This window comes from uncultured Methylibium sp. (genome assembly GCF_902826655.1).
Taxonomy (GTDB): domain Bacteria; phylum Pseudomonadota; class Gammaproteobacteria; order Burkholderiales; family Burkholderiaceae_C; genus Methylibium.
This window is the reverse complement of the sequence record NZ_CADEFR010000046.1, coordinates 1-25,067: the sequence shown is the minus strand read 5'-3', so window position 1 is coordinate 25,067 and position 25,067 is coordinate 1. Positions and strand designations below refer to the sequence as shown.

General features: G+C 71.5%; 20 protein-coding genes and 2 riboswitches. Of the genes, 7 read left to right on the top strand and 13 right to left on the bottom strand.

The window, feature by feature from the left end; all coding sequences use genetic code 11:
• A partial coding sequence (locus QZV97_RS15805; RefSeq protein ID WP_295644343.1) for an efflux RND transporter permease subunit occupies nucleotides 1-2,049 on the top strand: 2,049 nt, incomplete at its 5' end.
• 6 nt (nucleotides 2,050-2,055) lie between these two features.
• Here the strand turns inward: QZV97_RS15805 and QZV97_RS15800 are convergent.
• The 7 genes from QZV97_RS15800 to gcvT form a co-directional block, all read right to left on the bottom strand.
• Nucleotides 2,056-3,390, bottom strand: a complete 1,335-nt coding sequence (locus QZV97_RS15800; RefSeq protein ID WP_295644331.1) for a metallopeptidase TldD-related protein — start codon at nucleotides 3,388-3,390, stop codon at nucleotides 2,056-2,058.
• A 1-nt stretch (nucleotide 3,391) separates the two neighbouring features.
• Nucleotides 3,392-4,858 (bottom strand): TldD/PmbA family protein, encoded by a 1,467-nt coding sequence (locus QZV97_RS15795; RefSeq protein ID WP_295644320.1) that lies wholly within the window; start codon nucleotides 4,856-4,858, stop codon nucleotides 3,392-3,394.
• A gap of 84 nt (nucleotides 4,859-4,942) precedes the next feature.
• On the bottom strand, nucleotides 4,943-6,334 hold the full coding sequence (locus QZV97_RS15790; protein WP_295644306.1) for an L-serine ammonia-lyase: 1,392 nt from the start codon (nucleotides 6,332-6,334) through the stop codon (nucleotides 4,943-4,945).
• A gap of 20 nt (nucleotides 6,335-6,354) precedes the next feature.
• A complete protein-coding gene (locus tag QZV97_RS15785; protein ID WP_295644276.1) occupies nucleotides 6,355-7,428 on the bottom strand; it encodes a beta-eliminating lyase-related protein in 1,074 nt (357 codons plus the stop codon).
• Nucleotides 7,425-10,337: an aminomethyl-transferring glycine dehydrogenase gene (gcvP, locus tag QZV97_RS15780; RefSeq protein ID WP_295644264.1), complete on the bottom strand. Its 2,913-nt coding sequence runs from the start codon at nucleotides 10,335-10,337 to the stop codon at nucleotides 7,425-7,427. Before gcvP ends, QZV97_RS15785 begins: the two co-directional genes overlap by 4 nt.
• 101 nt (nucleotides 10,338-10,438) lie before the next feature.
• Complete coding sequence (gene gcvH, locus QZV97_RS15775) at nucleotides 10,439-10,813, bottom strand: glycine cleavage system protein GcvH (RefSeq protein WP_295644251.1); 375 nt, start codon at nucleotides 10,811-10,813, stop codon at nucleotides 10,439-10,441.
• Between the two features lie 39 nt (nucleotides 10,814-10,852).
• The gene (gene gcvT, locus QZV97_RS15770; RefSeq protein WP_295644204.1) at nucleotides 10,853-11,986 is read right to left on the bottom strand and encodes a glycine cleavage system aminomethyltransferase GcvT; all 1,134 of its coding nucleotides are present in this window, start codon (nucleotides 11,984-11,986) and stop codon (nucleotides 10,853-10,855) included.
• Between the two features lie 44 nt (nucleotides 11,987-12,030).
• Nucleotides 12,031-12,145, bottom strand: a riboswitch (glycine riboswitch).
• A gap of 18 nt (nucleotides 12,146-12,163) precedes the next feature.
• Nucleotides 12,164-12,254, bottom strand: a riboswitch (glycine riboswitch).
• Between the two features lie 86 nt (nucleotides 12,255-12,340).
• Here gcvT and QZV97_RS15765 point away from each other — a divergent pair.
• Genes QZV97_RS15765 through QZV97_RS15745 form a run of 5 tightly spaced genes read left to right on the top strand, consistent with a single transcriptional unit; the run spans nucleotide 12,341 to nucleotide 17,197 of the window.
• On the top strand, nucleotides 12,341-12,802 hold the full coding sequence (locus QZV97_RS15765; RefSeq protein ID WP_295644198.1) for a CoA-binding protein: 462 nt from the start codon (nucleotides 12,341-12,343) through the stop codon (nucleotides 12,800-12,802).
• Nucleotides 12,803-12,813: 11 nt separating this feature from the next.
• A complete protein-coding gene (locus tag QZV97_RS15760; RefSeq protein WP_295644193.1) occupies nucleotides 12,814-14,097 on the top strand; it encodes an O-acetylhomoserine aminocarboxypropyltransferase/cysteine synthase family protein in 1,284 nt (427 codons plus the stop codon).
• Between the two features lie 50 nt (nucleotides 14,098-14,147).
• On the top strand, nucleotides 14,148-14,729 hold the full coding sequence (locus QZV97_RS15755; protein ID WP_295644189.1) for a hypothetical protein: 582 nt from the start codon (nucleotides 14,148-14,150) through the stop codon (nucleotides 14,727-14,729).
• A gap of 22 nt (nucleotides 14,730-14,751) precedes the next feature.
• A complete protein-coding gene (locus QZV97_RS15750) occupies nucleotides 14,752-16,398 on the top strand; it encodes an acyl-CoA synthetase (RefSeq protein ID WP_295644185.1) in 1,647 nt (548 codons plus the stop codon).
• Between the two features lie 13 nt (nucleotides 16,399-16,411).
• A complete protein-coding gene (locus QZV97_RS15745) occupies nucleotides 16,412-17,197 on the top strand; it encodes an enoyl-CoA hydratase (RefSeq protein ID WP_295644182.1) in 786 nt (261 codons plus the stop codon).
• A 12-nt stretch (nucleotides 17,198-17,209) separates the two neighbouring features.
• Here the strand turns inward: QZV97_RS15745 and QZV97_RS20930 are convergent, their stop codons facing one another.
• The 4 genes from QZV97_RS20930 to QZV97_RS15720 are packed head-to-tail and all read right to left on the bottom strand — an operon-like array spanning nucleotide 17,210 to nucleotide 23,144.
• Entirely contained in the window at nucleotides 17,210-19,312 is a 2,103-nt protein-coding gene (locus QZV97_RS20930; protein ID WP_366558910.1) for a metal-dependent hydrolase, read from the bottom strand.
• 30 nt (nucleotides 19,313-19,342) lie between these two features.
• A complete protein-coding gene (locus QZV97_RS15730) occupies nucleotides 19,343-20,326 on the bottom strand; it encodes an NAD(P)H-binding protein (RefSeq protein WP_295644179.1) in 984 nt (327 codons plus the stop codon).
• Between the two features lie 8 nt (nucleotides 20,327-20,334).
• Entirely contained in the window at nucleotides 20,335-21,765 is a 1,431-nt protein-coding gene (locus QZV97_RS15725) for a DUF3482 domain-containing protein (RefSeq protein WP_295644176.1), read from the bottom strand.
• The gene (locus tag QZV97_RS15720; protein WP_295644173.1) at nucleotides 21,765-23,144 is read right to left on the bottom strand and encodes a DUF2868 domain-containing protein; all 1,380 of its coding nucleotides are present in this window, start codon (nucleotides 23,142-23,144) and stop codon (nucleotides 21,765-21,767) included. The genes QZV97_RS15725 and QZV97_RS15720 overlap by 1 nt, the downstream gene beginning before the upstream one ends.
• A 133-nt stretch (nucleotides 23,145-23,277) precedes the next feature.
• On the opposite strand from QZV97_RS15720, the gene QZV97_RS15715 reads away from it, so the two are divergent.
• Nucleotides 23,278-23,499, top strand: coding sequence for a dodecin family protein (locus QZV97_RS15715; RefSeq protein WP_295644170.1), 222 nt, complete (start codon nucleotides 23,278-23,280; stop codon nucleotides 23,497-23,499).
• 120 nt (nucleotides 23,500-23,619) lie between these two features.
• Here the strand turns inward: QZV97_RS15715 and QZV97_RS15710 are convergent, their stop codons facing one another.
• Nucleotides 23,620-24,807 carry a serine hydrolase domain-containing protein gene (locus tag QZV97_RS15710; RefSeq protein WP_295644167.1) on the bottom strand — a complete coding sequence of 396 codons (1,188 nt, stop codon included), beginning with the start codon at nucleotides 24,805-24,807 and terminating at the stop codon, nucleotides 23,620-23,622.
• 144 nt (nucleotides 24,808-24,951) lie between these two features.
• Nucleotides 24,952-25,067: 4Fe-4S dicluster domain-containing protein (locus tag QZV97_RS15705; protein WP_295644356.1), on the bottom strand; the 116-nt coding region annotated here is incomplete at its 5' end.

Genomic DNA, 25,067 nt, shown 5'->3' with positions numbered 1-25,067 from the left:
AACTTCATGACGATGATGGCGCTGTCGCTGTGCATCGGCCTGCTGATCGACGATGCGATCGTCGTGCGCGAGAACATCGTGCGCCACATCCGGCTGGGTGCCGACCACCACACCGCGGCGCGCGAGGGCACCGACGAGATCGGCCTGGCGGTGCTGGCCACCACCTTCGCGATCTGCGCGGTGTTCGTGCCGGTGGCCTTCATGAAAGGCATCGTCGGCAAGTTCTTCTTCCCCTTCGGCATCACGGTCACCGTCGCGGTGCTGGTGAGCCTGTTCGTCAGCTTCACGCTCGACCCGATGCTGTCCAGCCTCTGGAAGGACCCGCCGACCTCGCGGCTGGCCCGGCTGCCGGTGCTGGGCCACCTGATGCGCGGCACCGACCGCGCGCTGGACGGCCTGCACGCGATCTACGAGGCGCTGATCCGCTGGATCTTCAGCGGCCGCCGCTACCGCCTGCCGCTACCGGCCTACGGCCACGGCTTCGTGGCCGACGGCTCGCGCGACCGTGCGAGCCCGCGGCGCCTGCGCTTGGCCACGCTGTCGCCGCGCGGCATCGTGCTGGGCCTGGGCGCGGCCAGCTTCGTCGGTGCGATCGCGCTGGTGCCGGCGGTCGGCAGCGAGTTCATCCCCGAGACCGACAACAGCTACATCCAGCTCAACGTGCGCCTGCCGGTCGGCACCAGCCTCACGCGTGCCGGCGACAAGATCGCGCAGGTCGAGCAGGCGGTGCGCGCCATGCCCGAGGTGCGACTCGTGTCGTCGACCATCGGCGAGGCCGGCGACGGCCAGCAGCGCAACCAGGCGCAGCTCGGCGTGCAGCTCAAGCCGCGCGACCAGCGCGCGCGCTCGCAGAAGCAGGTCGAGGAGGCGATCCGCGAGGCGCTGTTGCCGATCCCGGGCATCGAGGTCTCGCTCGGCCAGCGGCCGATCTACATCGCGCTGCTCGGGCCCGACCCGGCCGTGCTGGACGCCGAGACGCTGAAGCTGGCCGAGAAGGTCCGGGCCATCAAGGGCGTGACCGACCTCGAGACCTCGGTCAAGCCGGGCCTGCCGGCCTATGCGGTGCGCCTGAAGCCCGATGCGGTGCGCCAGCTCGGCATCACCTCGACCGACCTGGCCGCGAGCCTGCGCGCCTTCGTCAACGGCGACATCGCGACCTACTGGACGGCTCCCGACGGCGAGCAGGTCGAGGTCGAGCTGCGCCTGCCCACGGCATCGCGCGAGAACGCGGCGCAGCTCGAGGCGCTGCCGGTGGCCTACGCGCCCGACGGCACGCCGATCGCCCTGGGCCGCGTGGCCGACATCGTCGCCATCAGCAACCCCGACGTCATCAAGCGCCAGGACCTGCAGCGCCGCCAGGCGATCTATGCCGGCGTGCAGGGCCGGCCCTCGGGCGATGTCGGCGCCGACGTGCAGAAGCTGGTCGATGCCACCACGCTGCCGCCCGGCTACCGCTTCGACGTGCGCGGCCAGACCCGCGAGCAGCAGGAGGCCTTCGCCGCGATGCTGGCGGCCCTCGGCCTGTCGGTGATCTTCATCTACATCGTGCTGGCCTCGCAGTTCGGCAGCTTCCTGCAGCCGGTCGCGATCATGGCCTCGCTGCCGCTGGCGCTGATCGGCGTGATGCTGGCGCTGCTGATCACCGGATCGACGCTGAACCTCTTCTCGATGATCGGCCTGGTGATGCTGATGGGCCTGGTGACCAAGAACGCGATCCTGCTGGTCGACTTTGCCAACCATGCGCGACGGCGCGGCGCGAGCGTGCCCGACGCGCTGCTCGAGGCCGGCCTGGTGCGAATGCGCCCGATCATGATGACGACCGCGGCCATGGTCTTCGGCATGTTGCCGCTGGCGCTGGCGCTCGACGAGGGCGGCGAGATCCAGGCGCCGATGGGCCGCGCGATCATCGGCGGGGTGATCACCTCGACGCTGCTCACCCTGGTGGTGGTGCCGGTGCTCTACAGCTACCTCGCGCGCGGGCGCAGGACGGCGGCGGTCTCCGCCAGCGGCTCCGCCGCCCAGCCGGGCACGCCGGCGATCGCGGAGTGATCGAGCCTAGAGCGTGAGCTTCCAGCCCTCGATCACCGCCGCCGGCGTGGTGATCGAGCCGAGCTGGCGCATCTGGTAGGTGTCGCTCTCGGGCACGATCTCGGCGCGGTCGGTGAGGCCGACCAGGCCCTCGCCGAACATGCGCAGGAAGCCGTCGTCGAAGCGCATCACGTTCAGTGGCGCGACCAGCCGGCCGTCCTCGACCCAGAAGCAGGCGAAGCGTGTCATGCCGGTCATGCGGCAGGCCTGGCGGTCGCTGTAGTTCAGGTACCAGAGGTTGCTGACGTACAGCCCCGTGCCCAGCGATTCGAGCAGGCGCTCGTGGGGCAGGGCGCCGGGCGCCAGGCTCAGCGAGTCGGGCGACTCCTCGGCATTGGCACCGTTGGCCGGCAGGCCGTACTCGCGCGCCGAGCGCGGCGAATTCAGCGTGTCGGCGGCCTGGCCGGCGCGCACCAGCGACACCTCGGCAGGCTTGACGAAGCCGTCGGCGGTGAAGGCCGGCGCAATGCCCAGGCCGGTGGCCTCGCTGAGGTGGAAGCCGGCGTGCAGTCGGGCATCGCCATGCGCCAGCTGCAGCAGCGAGGACACGCCGGTCCGCCGCGACTTCAGGCTGAAGCCGCTCCAGCCCAGCGCGCCGAGCAGCTCGTTCATCGCCGCGGGGCTGAAGGCGGCGCGGTAGGCGCCGGGGGCCAGCGTGCGGGCGTCGAGCTTGAGCAGCTCGACGCGCGCCGCGGCCTCGTGCACGCGCCGCGCGAACTCGGTGGTGGACCACTGCGTGCCGGCATAGGCGGTCTTCACCGCCTTGTCGGCCGCCTGGTACAGGCACCAGTCGAAGTGGAAGCTCTCGACGCGGTGCCAGTGCCGCGAGCCCAGGCTGTCGGCATAGGCCCGCACCACCGGTCCGCCGGCGTAGAAGCCGACGAAGTCGCGGCCCGCCGCATGCTCGCGCACCGCGTCGATCACCTGGTCGGGCGTGGGCAGCGCGCCGGCGTCGTCGCGCTCGCTGCGGGTGGCGGTGTCGGGCAGCAGCAGCCAGGGATCGTCGGGGATCAGGTCGAGGTCGCTCGTCAGCTGGGCACGCTCGGCCTGCAGGCGGCGGAGATCCTGAGCGGCATCGCCGCTCAGCGTGAGGCTGCTCTCGGCGCGCCGTGCGCCGCGCACGACCGCGACCGTCGCCTGGGCCTGCAGCACCTGGGTGGCCTGGCGCAGCGCCGCGCGGTTGAAGCGCAGGAAGTCCGAGGACTCGGCATTGAGCGTCAGGCTGACGCGGTCGACGCCATCGGCCACGCACAACGCGGCGGCCAGGGTCTCGAAGTGCGAGCGATCGGTGAGCGTCGTCATCTCAGTTCGCTCCGCCGAACACGTCGACCGACGAGAACTTGCAGGCCGGCGCGGCATGGCCGACGCGGATCACCTGGGACGGCTCGCCCTTGCCGCAGAACGGCGTGCCCATGGTCTGCATCGTCGAGGCGTCGCCGACCATGGCCAGCGAGCGCCAGAAGGTCGCGCTGATGCCGCGGTAGTTGGGGTTGCGCACGACCTCGGCCAGGCGGCCGTCGCGGATCACGCGACCGTACTCGCAGCCGAACTGGAACTTGTTGCGCGAGTCGTCGATGCTCCACGAGCAGTTGGTGTGCATCACGACGCCGTAGCCGACGCTGCCGATCAGCTGCTCCAGCGTCGCGTCGCCGGGCTCGACGTTGAGGTTGCTCATGCGGTCGATCGGCGCGCGGTTCCAGCTGCAGGCGCGCGTGGTGGCGACGCCGCCGAGGTCGAAGCCGGCCTCGCGTGCACGCGCCTGCGACAGCGCGCCGCCCAGCGGGCGCTTCAGGATGCCGCGCTCGATCAGCATCTCGCGCACCGCCGGCGTGCCGTCGTCGTCGAAGGCGAAGGCGGCGAATTCGTGGGCGCGGCCCGGGTCGTAGCTGACGTTGAGCAGCTCGCTGCCGTAGCGGTAGCTGCCGAACATGTCGGGCGTGACGAAGCTGGTGCCGGCGAAGTTGCGCTCGTCGCCGAGGATGCGGTCCAGCTCCAGCGGGTGACCGATGCTCTCGTGGATCTGCAGCATCATCTGGTCGGGCATCAGCACCAGGTCCATCGTGCCGGTCGGGCATTGCCCGGCCGCCACCAGCTCCAGCGCCTCGCGCGCCACGCGCGGGCCCTCGCCCTCGAAGTGCGCGCGGTCCAGCACCTCCAGCCCGCCCTGCTGGCAGAAGCCGTTGTACTGGCCGGCACTCGATCGCACCTGGGTCACGTTGCCGTCGCGCGCCGTGACCTGCACGGCCGGCGTCAGGAAATCGAAGCGCTGCTCGGCGCGCATGCCGTCGCTGGTGAAGAACAGCTGGTCCGTGGCCACCGACCACAGGCTGGTCTGCGCATCGACGATGCGCGCATCGATGCGCGCGGCCTGGTTGACGCGGGCCAGCAGCGCCAGCTTGTCGCCGAGCGTCGCGTCGCGCGCCGGGCGCTCGACGCGGCTCGCATAGCGGCCGCTGTCGCGCGGGCGCGGTGCCCGAGCGTAGTCGTACACCGTCTTGCCGGCAGCGGCGCGGGCCAGCGCCTGCGCCTGCCTGAAGGCGGCCGCCAGCCCGGCCTCGGAGCCGTCGGACGTGGCGGCGTAGCCCATGCCACCGTCGACGACGGTGACCATCACGCCCTCGTCACGGCTGCGCCGGGGGGCTTCGGCGACGCCGTCGCGCACGCTCAGCTGTTCGGAGACCTCGCTGACGCCGCGCACGGCCCAGTGCGAGACCGAGGAGGGCAGGCCCGCGGCGGCGCGGCGGGCGGTGGTGTCGAGGCTGTCGAGCATGGGTGTCGCTGGCAGGAGGAGGGCGGCGACAGGCTCGTGGCCGGCGCCGGGCTTGCGATCCAGTTTAACGGGACGACCGGGCGCTCAGCACTCGACGATGTTCACCGCGAGGCCGCCGCGCGCGGTCTCCTTGTACTTGGTCTGCATGTCGGCGCCGGTCTCGCGCATGGTCTTGATGACCTGGTCGAGGCTGACATGGTGGCTGCCGTCGCCGCGCAGGGCCATGCGCGCGGCGTTGATGGCCTTCACCGAGGCGATGGCGTTGCGCTCGATGCAGGGGATCTGCACCAGGCCGCCGACCGGGTCGCAGGTCAGGCCCAGGTGGTGCTCCATGCCGATCTCGGCGGCGTTCTCGGCCTGCTCGGGCGTGCCGCCCAGCACCGCGCACAGCGCGCCGGCGGCCATCGAGCAGGCCACGCCGACCTCGCCCTGGCAGCCGACCTCGGCGCCGGAGATGCTGGCGTTCTCCTTGTAGAGAATGCCGATCGCGGCGGCGGTGAGCAGGAAGTCGACGACGCCGCGTTCCGAGGCGCTGGGGATGAAGCGCGCGTAGTAGTGCAGCACGGCCGGCACGATGCCGGCCGCGCCGTTGGTCGGCGCGGTGACGACGCGGCCACCGGCGGCGTTCTCCTCGTTGACCGCCAGCGCGTAGAGGTTGACCCAGTCCAGCACCTGCAGGGGATCGGTCAGCGCCGCGGTCGGGTCGGCCGTCAGGTCGCGGTAGAGCTTGGCGGCGCGCCGCTTGACCTTGTAGCCGCCGGGCAGCACGCCCTCGGCCTTGAGGCCGCGCTCGACGCAGGCCTGCATCACGCGCCAGATGGCCAGCAGGCCGGCGTCGATCTCGGCGTCGCTGCGCCAGTGCTGCTCGTTGCGGCGCATCACGTCGGCGATCGAGCCCTGGACCTCGCGGCAGCGGACCAGCAGCTCGTCGCCGCTGTGGAAGGCCAGCGGCAACACCGTTGCATCCGGCACGATGGCCGTCTGCTTGCCGCCGTCGGCCAGCGCCTCCTCGCCCAGCACGAAGCCACCGCCCACCGAGTAGTAGCTGCGGGCCGCGATCTCCGCGCCCGCCGCGTCGAAGGCGGTGAAGCGCAGGCCGTTGGGATGGAAGGGCAGGCTCTGGCGGCGGCGGAACAGCAGGTCGCGCGGCTCGTCGAAGGCGATCTCGTGGCGGCCCAGCAGGCTCAGACGGCCGGCGGCCCGCAAGGCCTCGAGCCGGGACTCGATGCCGTCGACGTCGACCGTGTCGGGCGCTTCGCCCAGCAGGCCCAGCAGCACGGCCTTGTCCGAGCCGTGGCCCTTGCCGGTGGCGCCGAGCGAGCCGAACAGCTCGGACTGGATGCGCGCCGTGCGCGTCAGCAGGTTCTCGTCGGCCAGGCGCTGCACGAACAGCCGAGCGGCGCGCATCGGCCCCACGGTGTGCGAGCTGCTCGGCCCGATGCCGATCTTGAAGAGGTCGAAGACGGAGACGGCCATGCGGTGTGCCGACGCAAGCTTCAGGCCCGGCAGGCCGTGGCCAGGTCGGCCGCGAAGGCGTCGACGGTCTCGGCCTGGGTGTCCCAGGCGCACATCAGGCGGCAGCCCATCTTGCCCTCGCGCGGCGGCAGCATCTCGTGGAAGAGCCAGCCGCGCTCGTGCAGCGACTCGACCGCGGGTCGCGGCAGCCAGGCGAAGACGCCGTCGGACTGCGGCCGCTGCAGGAGGTCCACGCCGGGCAGCGCGGCTATCGCGTCGGCCAGCCGCGTGGCCATGGCGTTGGCGTGCGCGGCGTGGCGCAGCCAGGCGCCGCCTTCCAGCAGCCCGACCCAGGGCGCGGTGACCATGCGCATCTTCGACGCCAGCTGGCCGGCCTGCTTGGCCCGCCACTCGAAGGCCTCGGCCAGCGCGCGATCGAAGAACACCACCGCCTCGCCGGCCGGCGCGCCGTTCTTGGTCATGCCGAAGGACAGCACGTCGATGCCGGCCTGCCAGGTCATGGCCGCCGGCGTGCAGCCCAGCGCGACCAGCGCATTCGCGAAGCGTGCGCCGTCCATGTGGACCTTGAGGCCCAGTTCGCGCGCCGTGGCGGTCAGCGCCTGCAACTCCTCCAGCGAGTAGACCGAGCCGAGTTCTGTGCTCTGGGTCAGGCTCACGGCCGCGGCCCTGGGGGCATGCAGGTCGGTGCGGGCGGTCGCGGCGGCGCGCAGCGCGGTCGGCGTCATCTTCGCGCCGCTGGGGGCAGCAGGGTCGCCGGCGGTCGGCAGCAGCGCGATGCCATGGCCGAAGAAGCCCACCGCATTGCACTCGTCCACCGCGATGTGCGCCAGCGGCGTGCACACCACGGCCTCGTAGGGGCGGCACAGTGCCGCCAGCGACAGCGCGTTGGCGGCGGTGCCGTTGAACACGAAGTAGACCTCGACCTCGCGGTCGAACAGCGAGCGGATCGCGTCGCAGGCGCGCTGGGTCCAGGCGTCGCCGCCGTAGGCCGGCGCGTGGCCGGCGCGGCTGGCATCGATCAACGCGGCCAGCGCCTCCGGCGCCGTGCCGGCCCAGTTGTCGCTGCCGAACTGCTGGGGGTGCTGGGGCGTCACACGCCGGCCTCTTCGTAGGCGCTGAGCGGCACGCAGCTGCAGAACAGGTTGCGGTCGCCGTGCACGTTGTCGACGCGGCCGACCGGCGACCAGTACTTGGCGCGGCGCAGGCCGGGCAGCGGGTAGGCGGCCTGCTCGCGGCCATAGGCGTGCGGCCAGTCGGCCTTCAGCAAGGCCTCGGCGGTGTGCGGTGCGTTCACCAGCGGATTGTCGTCGCGCGGCCAGATCCCTTCCTCGACCTTGGCGATCTCGAGGCGGATCGCGATCATCGCGTCGATGAAGCGGTCCAGCTCGTGCAGCGACTCGCTCTCGGTCGGCTCGACCATCAGCGTGCCGGCGACCGGGAAGGACAGCGTCGGCGCGTGGAAGCCGTAGTCGATCAGGCGCTTGGCCACGTCCTCGGCGCTGACACCGCTGCTCTCCTTGAGCGGGCGCAGGTCGAGGATGCACTCGTGGGCCACGCCGCCGCCCTTGAGGCCGTCGACGCCGCCGCTGAAGTGGATGTCGTAGTGGTCGGCGAGGCGCGCGGCGATGTAGTTGGCGCTCAGGATCGCGGTCTCGGTCGCGGCCTTCAGGCCGGCGGCTCCCATCATGCGCATGTACATCCAGCTGATGGGCAGCACGGCAGCATTGCCCAGCGGTGCCGCCGAGACGGCGCCGACCTGCTGCCGGCCGTTCACCCCCGCGGTCCGGTGGCCCGGCAGGAAGGGCACCAGGTCCTCGACCACGCACACCGGGCCGACGCCCGGGCCTCCGCCGCCGTGCGGGATGCAGAAGGTCTTGTGCAGGTTGAGGTGGCTCACGTCGCCGCCGAACTCGCCCGGCGCCGCGACACCGACCAGCGCGTTCATGTTCGCGCCGTCGACGTAGACCCGTCCGCCATGCCGGTGCACCAGCGCGCACAGCTCCCGGATGTGCGGGTCGAAGACGCCGTAGGTCGACGGGTAGGTCACCATCACCGCGGCGAGCTTCGCGCTGTGCTGCTCGCACTTGGCGCGCAGATCCTCGAGGTCGACGTTGCCCTCGGCGTCGCACTTCGTCACCACCACCTTCATGCCGGCCATCTGGGCCGAGGCCGGGTTGGTGCCGTGCGCCGACTCGGGGATCAGGCAGATGTCGCGGTGGCCTTCGCCGCGCGAGGCGTGCCAGGCGTGGATGACCAGCAGGCCCGCGTACTCGCCCTGCGAACCGGCGTTGGGCTGCAGGCTGATGCCGGCGTAGCCGGTGGCCTCGCACAGCCAGCGGCGCAGTTGCGCGTCCAGTTCGGCGTAGCCGGCCAGCTGCTCGGCCGGCGCGAAGGGGTGGACCTGCGCGAACTCCGGCCAGGTGATGGGGATCATCTCGCTGGTCGCGTTGAGCTTCATGGTGCACGAGCCCAGCGGGATCATCGTGCGGTCGAGCGCCAGGTCCTTGTCCGCCAGGCTGCGCAGGTAGCGCAGCATCTCGGTCTCGCTGTGATGGGTGTTGAAGACCGGGTGCGTCAGGTAGGCGCTGGTGCGGCGCAGCTCGGTGGGGATCAGCGGGTCGGCGCCGTGCTCGAAGGCCTCGACCTTGGGCACCATCGAGGGCGAGCGCGCGAACCAGGACCACAGCGCGGCCAGGTCGGCGCGGGTCGTCGTCTCGTCCAGCGCGATCGACAGCGCCGTCGGCGAGATGCGCCGCAGGTTGGCGCCGCCGGCCAGCGCTCGCGCGAGGATCGCGTCGGTCTCGATGCCGGTCTCGACGGTCAGCGTGTCGAAGGCGGTGTCGCCGTGCAGCTGGAAGCCCATCGCGCGCAGGCCGTGGGCCAGCACCGCGGTGTAGGACGCGACGCGCTGCGCGATGCGCTTCAGGCCCTGCGGCCCGTGGTAGACCGCGTACATGCTGGCGATCACGGCCAGCAGCACCTGGGCCGTGCAGATGTTGGACGTGGCCTTCTCGCGGCGGATGTGCTGCTCGCGCGTCTGCAGCGCCAGGCGGTAGGCCGGCTTGCCGTGCACATCGACGCTGACGCCGACCAGGCGGCCGGGCATCGAGCGCTTGTACTCGTCGCGGCAGGCCAGGAAGGCGGCGTGCGGGCCGCCGGCGCCCATCGGCACGCCGAAGCGCTGGGTCGTGCCGACGGCGATGTCGGCGCCCCATTCGCCGGGCGGGGTCAGCAGGGTCAGCGCCAGCAGGTCGGCGCAGACGATGAAGGCGGCGCCCCTGGCGTGCGCCGCCTCGACGAAGGGCCGCATGTCGTGGACCATGCCGCCGGTGGCCGGGTACTGCGCGATCACCGCGAAGTAGTCGTGCTGCTCCATCAGCGCCGGCGCGAAGCCGACCTCGACCTTCAGCCCCAGCGGCGCGGCGCGCGTGCGGATCACCTCGATGGTCTGCGGGTGGCAGTCGCCGGCAACGATGACGGTGTCGCTCTTGCTCCTGACGCTGCGCCTGGCGAGCGTCATCGCCTCGGCGGCGGCGGTCGCTTCGTCGAGCATCGACGAGTTGGCGATCGGCAGCCCCGTCAGGTCGCAGACCATGGTCTGGAAGTTGACCAGCGCCTCCAGCCGGCCCTGCGAGATCTCGGCCTGGTAGGGCGTGTAGGCGGTGTACCAGGCCGGGTTCTCGAGGATGTTGCGCAGGATGACGCCCGGCGTGTGCGTGCCGTGGTAGCCCTGGCCGATGAAGCTGCGCAGCACGCGGTTCTTCGCGGCGATCGCCTTGATCTCGGCCAGCGCCTGCGCCTCGGTCGCCGGCGGCGGCAGGTCCATGGCTGTCGCGCGGGCGATGTTGGCCGGGACGATGGCATCGATCAGCGCGCGCCGCGAGGCGCTGCCGATCACCGACAACATGTGCTTCTCTTCGGCCGGCTCGATGCCGATGTGGCGGGCCGTGAACTCGTCGGCGTTCTCGAGCTGGGCGAGGGACAGGGCGGTGGGCATGAGCATGGTGTGCTCCTGGGAGGGGTGATCAGTGACTCGTGATCAGTGATCGGTTGCGGGAGGCCGGTGCGGTGTCCGATCACAGATCACGGATCACCGACAACAGCTCAAAGCGCCTTCAGCAGCTTCTCGTAGTCGGGGCCGTCCATGAGCTGGTCGAACTCGGTCATGTCGCTGACGTGGACCTTGAAGAACCAGCCTTCGCCCATCGGGTCGCTGTTGGCCAGGGCCGGGTCGCCGCGCAGGGCCTCGTTGACCTCGACGATCTCGCCGCTGACCGGCATAAAGAGGTCGGCGGCCGCCTTGACGGACTCGACGACGCCGGCGATCTCGCCCTTCTTGAAGCTCCTGCCGACCTCGGGCAGGTCGACGAAGACCACGTCGCCCAGCGCGTCCTGCGCGTGCAGCGTGATGCCGACGACGGCGGCCTCGTGGTCCTCGATGTTGATCCACTCGTGGTCGTCGGTGAACTTGGTCGTCATGGGTCGCTCCTGGAGGGTGGGGGTCGGCAGGGGAAGGGATCAGCCGCGCACGTAGCGGTGCGGCGCAAAGGGCAGGGGGCTCACGCGCATCGGCAGGGGCTTGCCGCGCACCACCGCATAGACCTCGTGGGCGACGGCCGCGTGGTTGGCGGCGACATAGGCCATCGCGATCGGCTGGTTGACGGTGGGGCCGAGCGTGCCGCTGGTGACGTGGCCGAGGCGGCGGCCGTGGGCGTCGACGAGCTCGGTGCCTTCGCGCACCGGCACGCGCTCCAGGCCGACGAGGCCGACGCGCTTGTTGCTGGGGCCGGTGGCCAGCTGGCCGTCGATGACGTCGGCACCCGGGTAGCCGCCGGCCCGCGCGCCGCCGGCGCGGCGCACCTTCTGGATCGCCCAGGACAGTCCGGCCTCGACGGGCGTGGTGGTGGCGTGGATGTCGTGGCCGTAGAGGCACAGGCCCGCCTCCAGGCGCAGCGTGTCGCGTGCGCCCAGTCCGGCGGGTCGCACCTCGGGCTGTTCGAGCAGCACGCGGGCCAGCGCCTCGGCCTGCGCGGCCGGCACCGAGATCTCGAATCCGTCCTCGCCGGTGTAGCCCGAGCGCGTGAGGTAGCAGTCGATGCCGTGCAGGCGGAAGGCGCCGCCGGTCATGAAGGTGAGCTTCGCGACCGCCGGTTCCAGCCGCGACAGCGCGACGACGGCCTTCGGGCCCTGCAGCGCCACCAGCGCGCGCTCGGGCATGGGCACGACGCTGCAGCGGTGCCCGATGTGGGTCACCAGGTGCTTCGTGTCGGCGTCCTTGCAGGCGGCGTTGACGATGACGAGCAGGTCATCCTCGCGCCGCGTGATCATCAGGTCGTCCAGCAGGCCGCCGCTGGCATCGGTGAAGAAGCCGTAGCGCTGCCTGCCGACGCCCAGGCCGACGATGTCGACCGGCACCAGCGACTCCAGCGCGCGCGCCGCATCGTCCCCGACCAGCCGCAACTGGCCCATGTGCGAGACGTCGAACAGCGCCGCCGAGTCACGGCACTGGCGGTGCTCGGCCAGGATGCCCTGCGGGTAGTTGACCGGCATCGCGTAGCCGGCGAAGGGCACCATCTTGGCACCCAGTTCGAGGTGCAGCGAATGCAGCGGGGTGGTCAGCAGCGGAGGAACGGGGCTGGCAGTGGCGGACATCGAGACTCCAAGGGCTTGCGTGCACCACCGTTGCCGGTGGAACCTCTGCCCTCGCTGTCCGCTTTACCTGAGAGATTGGCGACCCGGGTGTGTGGCACCACGGTCCGCTTGCCCCTTCGGTGGGCCGCCTTGCGACGACCTCTCTCCAGTGAGGACGCTTCCGGATCCTGCTGCAGGAAGCGCTTGCCAGTCCTTTTGCCTGAGCGTTCGAGGGGTGGCCTCTGCGCCTTCGGCGGCTCGATGAAGAGCGCTCTCCTGACAATCGGAAGTGTACTTCAGGTTTCGCGGCGCCGGCCGCGAACAGGGTCGCGAAAGCGGCCTTCGGTTATGGTTCACGCGGTCTGGAGAGCCCCGATGTCCGACGAGATCAGCACGCTGCGCCGCATCCTGAAGAACCACCGCCGGGTGGCCATCGTCGGCCTGTCGGCCGACTGGTTCCGCCCGAGCCACTTCGTCGCCAAGTACCTTCAGCAGCACGGCTACCGGATCGTGCCGGTGAACCCGCGCTACGAGAGCATCCTCGGCGAGCGCTGCTACGCGCGGCTCGAGGACATCCCCGAGCCCGTCGACATGGTCGACGTGTTCCGCCGCACCGAGGATGTCGGTCCGATCGCCGACAGCGCGATCGCGATCGGTGCCCGGTGCCTGTGGCAGCAGATCGGCGTGAAGAACGAGGCCGCGGCCGCCCGCGCCCGCGCGGCGGGCCTGGACACCGTGATGGACCGCTGCGTGAAGATCGAGCACGCGCGGCTCTTCGGCGGCCTCAACTGGGCGGGCGTCAACACCCGCGTCATCTCCGCCAGGCGACCGATCTGAAGCCTTGCAACATGGCCGACCACCTCTTCAAGCCCGAAACCCTGGCCATCCACGCCGGCCAGATCCCCGATGCCGCGACCGGCGCGCGCGCGCTGCCGATCTACCAGACGACGAGCTTCGTCTTCGACAGCGCCGACCACGCGGCGAGCCTCTTCAACCTGCAGACCTTCGGCAACGTCTACTCGCGCCTCAGCAACCCCACGGTCGCCGCGCTGGAAGAGCGCGTGGCGGCGCTCGAGGGCGGGCGTGCCGCCATCGCCTCGGCCAGCGGCATGGCCGCCGAGGCGATGGCGCTGATGACCCTCCTGCAGGCCGGCGACCACGTCGTCGCGGCCGGCGCGCTGTACGGCGGCACCGTCACGATGCTGGCGACCAACCTCGCGAGGTTCGGCATCGCCACGAGCTTCGTCGACGCGACGAAGCCCGAGGCCTTCGCCGCGGCGATGCAGCCGAACACGCGCGCCGTCTTCGCCGAAAGCCTGGGCAATCCCAGCCTCGTCGTGCTGGACATCGTGGCGGTCGCCGAGGTGGCGCACGCGCACGGCGTGCCGCTGGTGATCGACAACACCGTGCCCAGTCCCTTCCTGTGCAACCCGATCGCCTTCGGCGCGGATCTGGTCGTGCACTCGGCGACCAAGTACCTCGCCGGTCACGGCACCACGCTCGGCGGCGTCGTCGTCGAGAGCGGCAGCTTCCCCTGGGACAACGGCAAGTTCCCCGGCATGACCGAGCCCTCGCCCGGCTACCACGGCGTGCGCTTCTACGAGACCTTCGGCGACTTCGGCTTCACGATGCGCGCCCGCATGGAGACGCTGCGCGTCTACGGCGCGGCGCTGTCGCCGATGAGCGCTTGGCAGATCCTGCAGGGCGTCGAGACGCTGCACCTGCGCATGGAGCGGCATTGCGCCAACGCACTGCGCGTGGCCGAGTTCCTGCAGGCCGACCCGCGCGTGGGCTGGGTCAACTACCCCGGCCTGCCCGACCACCCCCAGCACGCGCTGGTGCAACGGCAGATGCGCGGTGCGTCCGGCCTGCTGGCCTTCGGCGTGAAGGGCGGGCTGGAAGCCGGCGTCCGCTTCATCGAGGCCGCGCAGTTCATGAGCCACCTCGCCAACATCGGCGACACCCGCACGCTGATCATCCACCCGGCCTCGACCACGCACCGGCAGCTCGACGAGCCGCAGCAGCGCGCGGCCGGCGTGCTGCCCGACATGGTGCGCATGTCGGTCGGCCTGGAGCATGTCGACGACATCCTCTGGGACATCGACCAGGCGCTCGCCGCCGCGAGCGCCTAGCGGCTTCCCTAGCAGCGGGCCCGGCGACGCAGTACCATACTGGAACGACGATGATGAGCATCTGCCGCTGGCTGCTTCGCCTTCGATTCGCCTCGGCCGGCGCGCTGCTGCTGGCGGGCGCCGCCGCCGCGGCCAGCGACCTGCCGCAAGGCACCCGCCAGATCGTGCTGCACGCGCGCGACGGCTCGCGCGTCGACCTGGGCCAGGTGGTCTTCACGCCGCAGGCCGACGGCCGCACGGCCTTCCGCATCCAGCTCGGCTTCCCTGGCCTCGAGGATCACTTCCTGTCGATGCGCGAGTTCAAGTGCGTGGCCGGGCAGGGCGAGAAGCTGTGCGTCGTGCCCTATCCGTATCCGCAGCCCGGGACGATCGGCCGTGCCGACCTGGCCTGGCTGGAGCATTCGCTGATCTTCCTGCGCAACCGGCCCGGTGATCACGGCGCGCGGCTGTCCGAAGGTGTCTACTTCGCGTTGACGCCGACGCCCGCCGGCGGCTTCGACGGCCGGCTGCAGGCGGTCGACCTGACGGCGATGGGCGTGCCGCCGCCCGACGCGAAGCCGCCGCTCAAGGCCACGCTGCGAGACGACGTGCCGGTCGGCGCGCGCTGGTTCCAGCGCCTGACCATCGAGTGAACGCCTTTCGCGAGAGCCCATCATGAGCATCTACGACCAGGGCCTGGACAAGAACGCGGCCAACTTCGTGGCCCTCAGCCCGGTGAGCTTCGTCGAGCGCAGCGCCGAGGTCTTCGGCGACCTGCCGGCCGTGGTGCACGGCGCGCGCCGCTATACCTGGGCGCAGACGCGCGAGCGCTCGGCGCGGCTGGCCGCGGCGCTGCGCAGCCTGGGCGTGGCGCGCGGCAGCACGGTGACGACGATGCTGCCCAACACGCCGGAGATGGTCGAGGCGCACTACGCGGTGCCGGCGCTGAACGCCGTGATCAACACGCTGAACACGCGGCTCGACGCGCCGCTGCTGGCCTGGCAGATGAACCACTGCGAGGCCAGTGTCGTCCTCACCGACCGCGAGTTCGCGCCGGTGATGGCCGAGGCCCTGCGCCTGCTGAAGGCCGGGCACGGCCGCGAGCCGGTGGTCATCGACGTCTGCGACAGCGAATACCTCGGCCCCGGCGACCGCCTCGGCCGCGTCGACTACGAGACCCTGCTGGCCGACCACGCGCCGCTGGCGCGCCTGGACGGCCCGGCCGACGAGTGGGACGCGATCGCGGTCAGCTACACCAGCGGCACCACCGGCGATCCCAAGGGCGTGGTCACCCATCACCGCGGCGCCTATCTCAACGCGGTCAGCAACGCGGCGACCTGGACCATGCCGCACTTTCCCAGGTACCTGTGGACGCTGCCGATGTTCCACTGCAACGGCTGGTGCTTCCCGTGGACCGTGGCGATGCTGGGCGGGACCCACGTGTGCCTGCGCAAGGTCGAGGCCCAGGCCATCCTCGAGGCGATGCGCGAGCATGGCGTGGACCACTACTGCGCCGCGCCCATCGTTCACAACCTGCTGATCGCGGCACCCGCTGCGATGCGCGAGGGGATCACCCAGAAGGTGCGCGGCATGGTCGCCGGCGCCGCGCCGCCGGCCGCGATGATCGAAGGCATGGCGAAGATCGGCTTTGACATCACGCACGTCTACGGTCTGACCGAGGTCTACGGACCGGCGGCCGTCGCGGTCAAGCGCGAACGCTGGGCCGCCGAGAGCCTGTCCGAGCAGACGCGCCTCAACGGCCGCCAGGGCGTGCGCTATGCGCTGCAGGAAGGCATGACGGTGCTCGACCCCGAGACGCTGGCCGAGACGCCGGCCGACGGCCAGGTGATGGGCGAGATCATGTTCCGCGGCAACATCGTGATGAAGGGCTACCTCAAGAACCCCGCGTCCACCGCCAAGGCCTTCGACGGCGGCTGGTTCCACACCGGCGACCTGGCGGTCATGGAGCCCGATCGTTACGTGAAGATCAAGGACCGCAGCAAGGACATCATCATCAGCGGCGGCGAGAACATCAGTTCCATCGAGGTCGAGGACGCGCTCTACCGCCACCCGGCGGTGATGGCCTGCGCGGTGGTCGCCCGGCCCGACCCGAAGTGGGGCGAGACGCCGGTGGCCTTTGTCGAGATCAAGCCGGACGGCCAGGTGACGGCGGCCGAGCTGGTCGCCCACTGCAAGTCGCTGCTGGCGGGCTACAAGGTCCCGCGCGAGATCCGCTTCGAGGAGATCCCGAAGACCTCCACCGGCAAGATCCAGAAGTTCCAGCTGCGCGAGCGGGTCCGCTCGGCCAGTGCCATCGAGTGAAGGAAGCGCGACCATGACCACGACGACCCACGAACCCCTGGTGCTGCGCAAGCGCGACGACCGCGGCGTGATCACGCTGACGCTGAACCGCCCGCAGGCCTTCAACGCGCTGTCCGAAGGCATGCTCGAGGCGCTGCAGGTCGAGCTCGACGCGGTCGCCAGGGACGAGACCGCGCGCGTGCTGGTGCTGGCCGCGGCCGGCAAGGCCTGGTGCGCCGGCCACGACCTGAAGGAGATGCGAAGCGCGCCCTCGCTGGACTACTACCGCACGCTGTTCGGCCAGTGCGGCAAGGTGATGATGGCGCTGCAGAAGCTGCCGCTGCCGGTGGTCGCCAAGGTGCACGGCGTCGCCACCGCCGCCGGCTGCCAGCTGGTCGCGATGTGCGATCTGGCGGTGGCGGCCCGCACGGCGAAGTTCGCGGTCAGCGGCGTCAATCTCGGCCTGTTCTGCTCGACACCCAGCGTCGCGCTGTCGCGCAACCTGTCGCGCAAGGCGGCCTTCGAGATGCTGGTCACCGGCGACTTCATCTCGGCCGACGAGGCGCAGGCCAAGGGCCTGGTCAACCGCGTCGCCGAGCCCGAGCAGCTGGACGCCGCCGTCGAGGCCCTGGTCGCCAGCATCGTCGCCAAGCCGCGCGTCGCAGTGGCGATGGGCAAGCAGCTGTTCTACCGGCAGATCGAAAGCGGCATCGAGGCGGCGTACAACGAGGCCTCGCAGACCATGGCCTGCAACATGATGGACGAGCACGCGCTGGAAGGCGTGCAGGCCTTCATCGAGAAGCGCAAGCCGGCCTGGTGACGGCCCAGGGGCTCAGAAGACGGTCTTGTCCCCCGGCTCCAGCACCAGCACCTTGGTCGGTGCGCTGCCCATCGCGTCGACGTACTCCTTGGGCGTGCCGCGCAGCAGCGGGTTGGTGCCGTAGTGGATGGGGATCGCGAACTTCGGCTTGAGCATCTCGCGCGTCGCCAGCGCCGCGTCCTGCGGCGGCATCACGAAGTGGTTGCCGATGGGGATGAGGATCAGGTCGGGCTTGTACAGGTCACCGATCAGCTTCATGTCGCCGAAGATGCCGGTGTCGCCCATGTGGTAGATCCGGAAGCCGTTCTCCAGCTCGACGATGAAGCCGAGCGGCTCGCCGCCGAGGCGCATCTCGTCCTTGCCGGTGTCCGGGTTGCGCCAGCGGAACTCCGAGCTGTGTTCGGCATGCGTGGCGATGATGCGGATACCGCCGTCGGCGCCGAAGGGCAGCACCACGCCACCCTTGTTGAAGCGCGGCGCCATCTCGGCCGGCATCACGCCCAGCGTCGTCATCGAGTCGGCCAGACCGGCCGGCGCGTAGACGCGGGCCTTGTTCAGCGCCGACAGCGCCGGCGCGTCGGCCATGTGATCGAAGTGCGCGTGCGTGACGAGGATGAGATCGACCTTGCCCAGCGCCTCGAGCTTCTTGTACTCGGGCGGCGTCTTGGGATTGGTGATCAGCCAGGGATCGATGACGATGACCTTGCCGCCGGGCGAGGTGATCTTGACCGCGGCCTGGCCCAGCCACTGGACCTCGACCCTGGGTGCCTGCGCGGCGGCCAGCGTGGACAGGGCGGCGCAGCCGACACCTGCGAGCAATCGAACGAGGGCAGGGATCATCGCGGTACGTCCTGGTCGGATGAAGGTGAAGCCGATTCTAGGGACGGCGTGCTGCCGCTGGCGGCGAGGCGTCTTCGCAACTGCTCGTAGACCTCGCGGCGGCTCAGCAACTCCATGTGGTTGCAGTCGTGCGGTCCACTGCCGGCTCTTCGCGAAGGCCAGCGTGCGCGCCGGGTCCGCGTGGCGGCCGAGCGCACTGTCCAGCGGTACCAGGCCGTCGCCGAGCAGGCGGTCCTTGAGGTCGCCGCGGCGCTGGCCGATGCTGGCGGCGATCGCGTGGCAGCGCAGCCCGCGCGGCAGCGGCAGGTGCTGGCGGTGGTCCGCGCCGCGCTGGAAGCGGTCGCGGCCGACCCAGTCCTCGTCGACGAGGTAACCGTGGCGCAGGTCGGTGATGCCCGCGCTGCGCAGCTTGCCCAGGCGCGCGAAGGGCGCGGCATAGGGCACGGCGCCCAGGACGGTGTCAATCCAGCTGCCGGCGCGCTCGAGCGGCGCGCCGTGATGCGGCGTGCCCAGGAACACCAGGTCGTCCAGGCGCTGCGGCCAGCGCAGTCCGCCTGCGGCGGCGTGGTGCAGCGCGCTGCGCGCCAGCAGGCCGCCCATGCTGTGGGTGACGATCACGCAGCGCTCCAGCGGCCGCGGCCAGGCGTCGAGCAGCGACTCCAGCTGCCCGGCCAGCGCGCGGCCGTTGATCGACACGTGCTGGCCGCTGTTGTAGTGCAGGTAGACGGGCGTGAAGCCCAGGTCGCGGGCCAGCGCTGCGCCGTGGTCGTGGCCGTCGCGCGACCACTGCAGGTCGTTCATGCACAGGCCGTGCACCAGCACCAGCAGGCGACCGCCGGCCTGGGGCAGGCGCGCGGCCAGCGCGGGCCGCTCGAGCGGCAGCGCGCGCCCGCCGCTGCGCAAGGCCATCGTCGTGGCCAGCGGGTTGCCGGTGGCCGCCAGGTAGTCGCCCAGCACGCCGTTGAGCGCGGCCACGATGGCTTCGCGCTCGGGGCTTTCGAGCTTGCTGCCGATGCCGCCCAGCGCGGGCGCCAGCGCCCCCAGCAGCGCGTCGAGGCTGCCGCCGACCACGCGCGTCACGCCGCGGATGCTCTTGTAGACCAGGCCGGTGATGCCGCGGGTGCGGCCGGCCAGCGCCGCTTCACGGGCGATCGGACCGCGGGCGATGCGCTCGTGCAGCGCCTCGACCAGGTCGGTCAGGCCGGCCGTGGCATCGGTGGCCAGGCGCGCGGCGCCGCGCAGGTCGGACGGGCGGAGCGGTGCACGTGGGCTCATCGGGGCTTTCGGAGGGGCTTCGGTGGCGAATCAGAACACCGTGTGCTCGCCGCGCTCGTGCACGGCCTCGCCGCGGACCAGGCGCGCGTAGTGATCGAACAGCGTGACGGTTCCGGTCGATGGCGTGGCATCGGCATCGTAGCGGCCGGTCGACGGGTCCAGCACCAGCATCGACTCGGTGGCGTAGTAGCGGCCGATGCGGGCGAGCTCGGCCTTGTCGGCCAGCGCCGGCACGACGCGCCCGGCGCCCGCCAGCGCGCCGACGACGAGGTCGAGCAGCTTCAGCGGCACCTGGCGAAAGCGCGGCGGCCGGCCCAGCAGCTCGAACAGCCGTTCGCCCTGCTGGCGCGGCGTGATGGCCTGGCCCGGCCCGCCGATCGGCAGGATGCGGTTTCGCAGGCGCTCGTCGTCCACGCAGTCGGCCAGGTAGTCGGCCAGGTCGTCGTCGGCGATCGGCTTGCAGGCCGTCAGCCGGCCGTCGCCGAAGACCAGGAAGGGCCGGCCCTGCCGCACCCGGTCGACCTGGCCCGACAGCGACTTGAAGTAGGCCGTCGGCCGCACGATCGACCAGGCGAGTCCGGACTCGATCAGCCGCTGCTCGAAGGCCAGCTTGGCGTGCTGGAAGGCCAGCACGGGCTTCTGCACGCAGATCGCCGACAGCAGCACGACCTGCGACACGCCGGCGCGCCGTGCGGCGTCGAGCGCATGCACATGGGCCTGGTGGTCGATGGCCCAGGCATCGCGCGGCGCGCCGGTGCGTGAGGCCAGGCAGGACAGCAGCACGTCGAAGCGTTCGCCGCGAAAGCCGTCGCCGGCCAGCGAGGCCGGGTCGGTCACGTCGCCGAGCCGGACCGTCGCGCCGGCCGGCAGCCGCGCGCCGTGCCCCCCGGCGCGGGGTCGGACGAAGCACACCAGCTCGTGCCCGCGCCGCAGCAGCGCGCGGACGGTGGCACGACCTATCGTGCCGGTGGCGCCGAGCATGAACACGCGACGGGGCCGCGGTGACGCGCTCATCGATGCGCTCATGCGGCCTTCGGATAGAGGCACTGCAGCAGCGCGGTGGTCGTCGCGCCGAGCCGCGCCGCCAGCGCATCGGTGTCGTCGGCGCGCATCGCGACGCGCAGGGCTTCGGCGCGGCCGTCGACCGCCGCGTCGACCGCCGCGCGCCAGAAGCCCGGCGCCTCGCCTTCGGCCCAGTCGCCACGGCCGCGGCCGTAGTGCGCCACCGCGAGGTAGCCCAGCAGCGCGGCCTGGACGAGGTCGAGCAGCACCTCGTCGGTCCACGCGAGGGTCGGCTTGTCGACGCCGCGCACCAGGTTCACGCCCTTGGCGAGGCCCGCCGCGCCCAGTGCGCCCAGCAGGCCGCCGGCGAGCAGGCCGCCGCCGAGCGTCATGCCGCCGGTGGCGATGTCGGCCTTCAGGCCGGCCAGCGCGCCGGCGACGGCCCCGCCCCAGAGCGCAGCCTTGCCCTCGCTCAGCGGCTCGCGCACCGCGTAGTGCTCGGCCAGCCGCGTCAGCACGACCTCGGTGGCATGGCCGTCCAGGCCGTGCAGGCGGATGAGTCGGTCGGTGCTGGTGCGGACGTCGGCGTCCAGGCGCTGCGCCAGCGCCTGCATCGCGCGCTCGCGCGGCGCGGCGCCGCCTTCGGCGAACAGGCCCATCGCGCTGCCCAGCTGCTTGAGCTTGTCGGTCCAGCCGCTGTCGGGCACCTCCTCGCGGTCGCGTGCAGCGCGCGCAAGGCGTTGCGCCAGCACCCGCATCGCCGCCTGGAAGATCGTGCGGCTGCGTGCATCCCAGGCCTCGCGCAGCCGCTCGAAGGCGGCGCGCCGTGCGGCGGGCTCGGCCGGCAGCGCGTCGGCGATGGCCTGCAGCAGCCGGCCTTCCTGCACCCAGCAGCGCGCGAAGGCGTCGAGCGCCAGCACCTCGCGGACGATCGCCCGGCCGGCCAGGTGGCGGCGCCAGCCCTCGACCTGCGCCGCTTCATCGGCCGGCGGCCGCGGCGGGCCGAGCTGGTTCAGCAGCACCAGCACCGGCTTGCCGATCAGGGTCAGCACCTGCAGTTCGGGGTCGAGGTAGCCGCTGTCCTCGGGCGCCTCGGAGGCGTTGACGAGGTAGAGCACCACGTCGGCCTGCTCCAGCACGTTGCGCACCGCGCGCTGGCTGTGCCAGAAGCCGCGGTCGCGGAAGCGGTCCCAGACCTCGGTCATGAACCAGCCGAGCGGATTGCCGCGCTGCGCCAGGCGCTTCGCGAGGCGCAGGCTGTCGCCGAAGCCGGGCGTGTCCCACAGCTCGAGGCGATCGCCGGCCGGCGACTCGATCATCGGATGGCGCTCGGCCTCGCTGGTCACATGGGCCTCGTCGCGCACCTCGCCGATGTCGCGACGCAGCAGCGTGCGCGCCAGCGTGGTCTTGCCGACGTTGGTGTGCGAAACCAGGCTCAGCGCGATCTGCATCACGCGCCCTCGTCGACGGCGACCAGCTCGCCGGACGCCAGGTCGACGAACAGCGGCGTCAAGCCCAGGTCGGACAGCATCGACCGCCAGGCGGCGCGGCGCTGCGCGCGGCGCGCCTCGTCGAAGGCGCGGAAGCCCGACTCGTCGATCGGCACCAGCGCGCGCGCGTCGTCGCGTCGCCGGGCCGCCAGTGCCGACAGGAAGGCGCCGTGGGTCTCGCGCTCGGGCGTCGCGGTCAGGGCCAGCAGCGGCATCAGCACGGTGTGCGGGTCGATGCCGGCGAGCCGGTCGTCGAGCGTGTCCTCGCCGCCGAGCGGCAGGCTGTCGGCGAGCTGCAGCGCCACGTCGGCATCCAGCGCCCGCTCCAGCGCGGCCTGCAGTCCCGCCTGCAGCGCGGCGTCGACTTTGTAGCTGTACGGCAGCACGCGCACGGCGATGCGCGTCGCGTGACGGGCCGGCAGCAGTCGCCGGAAGTAGGGCGCATCCAGGGCCAGCGGCAGCTCCTTCTGCAGGCGCTGCGCGCGCCATGCCGCCCACGCCACCAGCAGGTTGCGCGGCAGCAGCACCACCAGCAGCACCGTGAGCGCCAGCAGGTGGATCCACGGGGCGGCGTTCTCGCCCGGGCCGTCGGAGAAGCGCAGCGCCGCCAGGTGCTCGGCGCTCGGCAGCACGCTGTCGGTCAGCGTCAGCGCCGGGGTCAGCACGACGGACAGCAGGCGCTGCACGTCCTCGGGGCCGAGGAAGGTGCTGTCCCAGCCGGCGCGGTACTCGAAGGCGAGGCCGCGCACGTAGAGCGACGCGAGCAGGCCGAGGGCCAGCGCCGCGGCGGCGGCGTGCAGCACCGCGGCGAGGCGCTGCGCATGCAGCGGCGCGCCGACACGGGTCCAGTCGGCGGCGTAGCGCGCCAGCGCCTCGGGCGCGCCGCCACGGCGCACGACGCGCATGACGCGGGCGTGCAGCCAGCCGCCGAGCCGGCCGACGCCGCCGCCTCTCAGGGCCTGCCACGCGAGCAGCAGGTAGACCGCCAGGTTCCAGGCCAGCACGCCCAGCAGCGGCAGGGCGATGATGTTGAGGCGGCCGGTCGGCCCGATCGCGTCGATCGCCGCGCCGCACGCGAAGGCCAGCGGCACCAGCAGCCACGCGAGGTCTGCACGCCGGTCGGCCGCGAGCGCGGTGGTGGTCGCGGGGACGCGCTCGGCGAGACGCTGCAGCGCGATGTCGGCGCGGCGCGCGATCCATCGGTCCGGTGCGGCCGCCTCGCCCTCGAGCCGTGCGGTCTCGGCACTCGCCCAGGTGGCGTCGGCCTCGGTCCAGGGCGCGGTGGTCGGGGACTCGAAGGCACGCAGCAGCAGGACCTTGCGGACGTCGTCGGCGTTCATGCGGGGTCGGGGCGCGTCGGTGGCAGCGGGAGGGCGCCCGCATTGTGGCGGCTGGCCGCGCGTTTTCCTGGGTACGTCGCCGCCGGGGCGCGCCTAGGATGGGTCGTTCTTCAACGACCGACGCGAGGACGACATGGCCAAGAAGTCCGCAGACGCCGTCTACAAGGTGGTGGAGGTGATCGGCACCAGCTCCAAGTCCTGGGAGGACGCCGCCAGCAGCGCGGTCGCGACCGCCGCCAAGACCCTGCGCGACCTGCGCGTCGCCGAGATCACCAAGCTCGACATGAAGGTCGAGGGCGGCAAGGTCGTGGCCTATCGAGCGCGCGTGTCGCTGTCGTTCAAGTACGACAGCTGAGCAGTGATCAGAGCTCGGTCGCGGTAGCCGTTGCGCAGCAAGGCACCCGCGGTCTCGGCGCGGCGCGGAGAACACTCCGCACCGCGCCGATGACCGCTGCCGCTTCGGCCCCCTGCCGCCTCAGCGCTTCAGCCCCGCATACACCGCCGTCTCGAACTCCACGAAGCCCGGATAGGACGCGCAGTCCTGGAACGGCAGGATCTGCGAGCCCCAGTAGCCGCCGACGCCGTTCTTGCGGTCGATCCAGTAGTAGAGGTTGCCCAGCCCGGCCCACATCAGCGACCCCGCGGGGCGGCCGCTGCGGGTCGGCTCCTCGTTGCGCTGGAAGGTGTAGGCCCAGGTCTTCCTGATGCCGGGATCGAACTCGCCGCTGTTGCTGAGCGAGGCGATCGAGGTGGTCCAGCCGCCGCTCGTCATGTGGCCCGGCAGTCCGTTCCTCGACATCGCCTCGACCGTCTCGGCCTTCAGCACGCGGCCGTTCGGGCCGTTGCCGTCGTTGAGGATCATGCGGATGAACTTCATGTACTCGCCGACGGTGGCGTACAGGCCGTGGCCGCCCATGTCCATCTCGGGCGGCTGCGGCAGCACCAGGTCGGGCAGCGGCGTGAGCTTGCCGTCCTGGGCGCGGTCGTGCAGCGTCGCGCGTCGCGTCTTCATCGAGTCGGTCATCGTGAAGGCGATGTCCTGCATCTCCAGCGGCGCGAAGACGCGCTCCTTCATCACCTCGCCGAGTCGCTTGCCGCGCTGCTGCTCGACGATGCGGCCGAGCCAGTCGATGTTGACGCCGTAGGTCCACTTCTCGCCCGGGTCGTGCAGCAGCACGGTGCGGACCGAGGCGAAGCTGCTCGACACGACGGTCGGGATGCCCTTGGCGGTGCGGTACTTCAGGTCGTCATGGCTGAAGAACTCGTAGCACAGGCCCGACGTATGCAGCATCAGGTCGTCGATCGTGATGTCGCGCCGGGGCGCGCGGGTCCGAGGCTGGCCGGCGGCATCGAAGCCGTCGAGCACCTGCAGCTCGGCGATCTCGGGCACGTACTGCTTCGCGGCGTCGCCGAGGGCGATCCTGCCTTCCTCGACCAGCTGCATGATGCAGGTGCCGGTGATGGCCTTGGTGGTCGAGAAGATCGCCATCACCGAGTCGGTGGTCATCGGCGCGTCCTGGCCGAACTCGCGCTTGCCGGCGGCGCCCTCGTAGAAGTTGCCCTTGCGGTCGGTGGCCATCGCGACCACCCCCGGCGCGCCACCGGCGCGGCCGACCGTGCCGGCGAGGACCGCGTCCGCGACCTGCCTGAGTTCCTGCGTCATGCTTGTCTCCTGCTGACTTCGCGACGGTTGACACGACGACCTGCCGCGAACCGCCGGGACATCTAGCAGGTGCATGCAATCTAGTCGCGTGCGAGCGAGCAGGCGCTCGGCATTACCCTGCTCCCGGGTGGAGCAGGTCGGGCGTCACATCGAGCTGTAGTTCGGTCCGCCGCCGCCTTCGGGCGTGACCCAGACGATGTTCTGGGTCGGGTCCTTGATGTCGCAGGTCTTGCAGTGCACGCAGTTCTGCGCGTTGATCT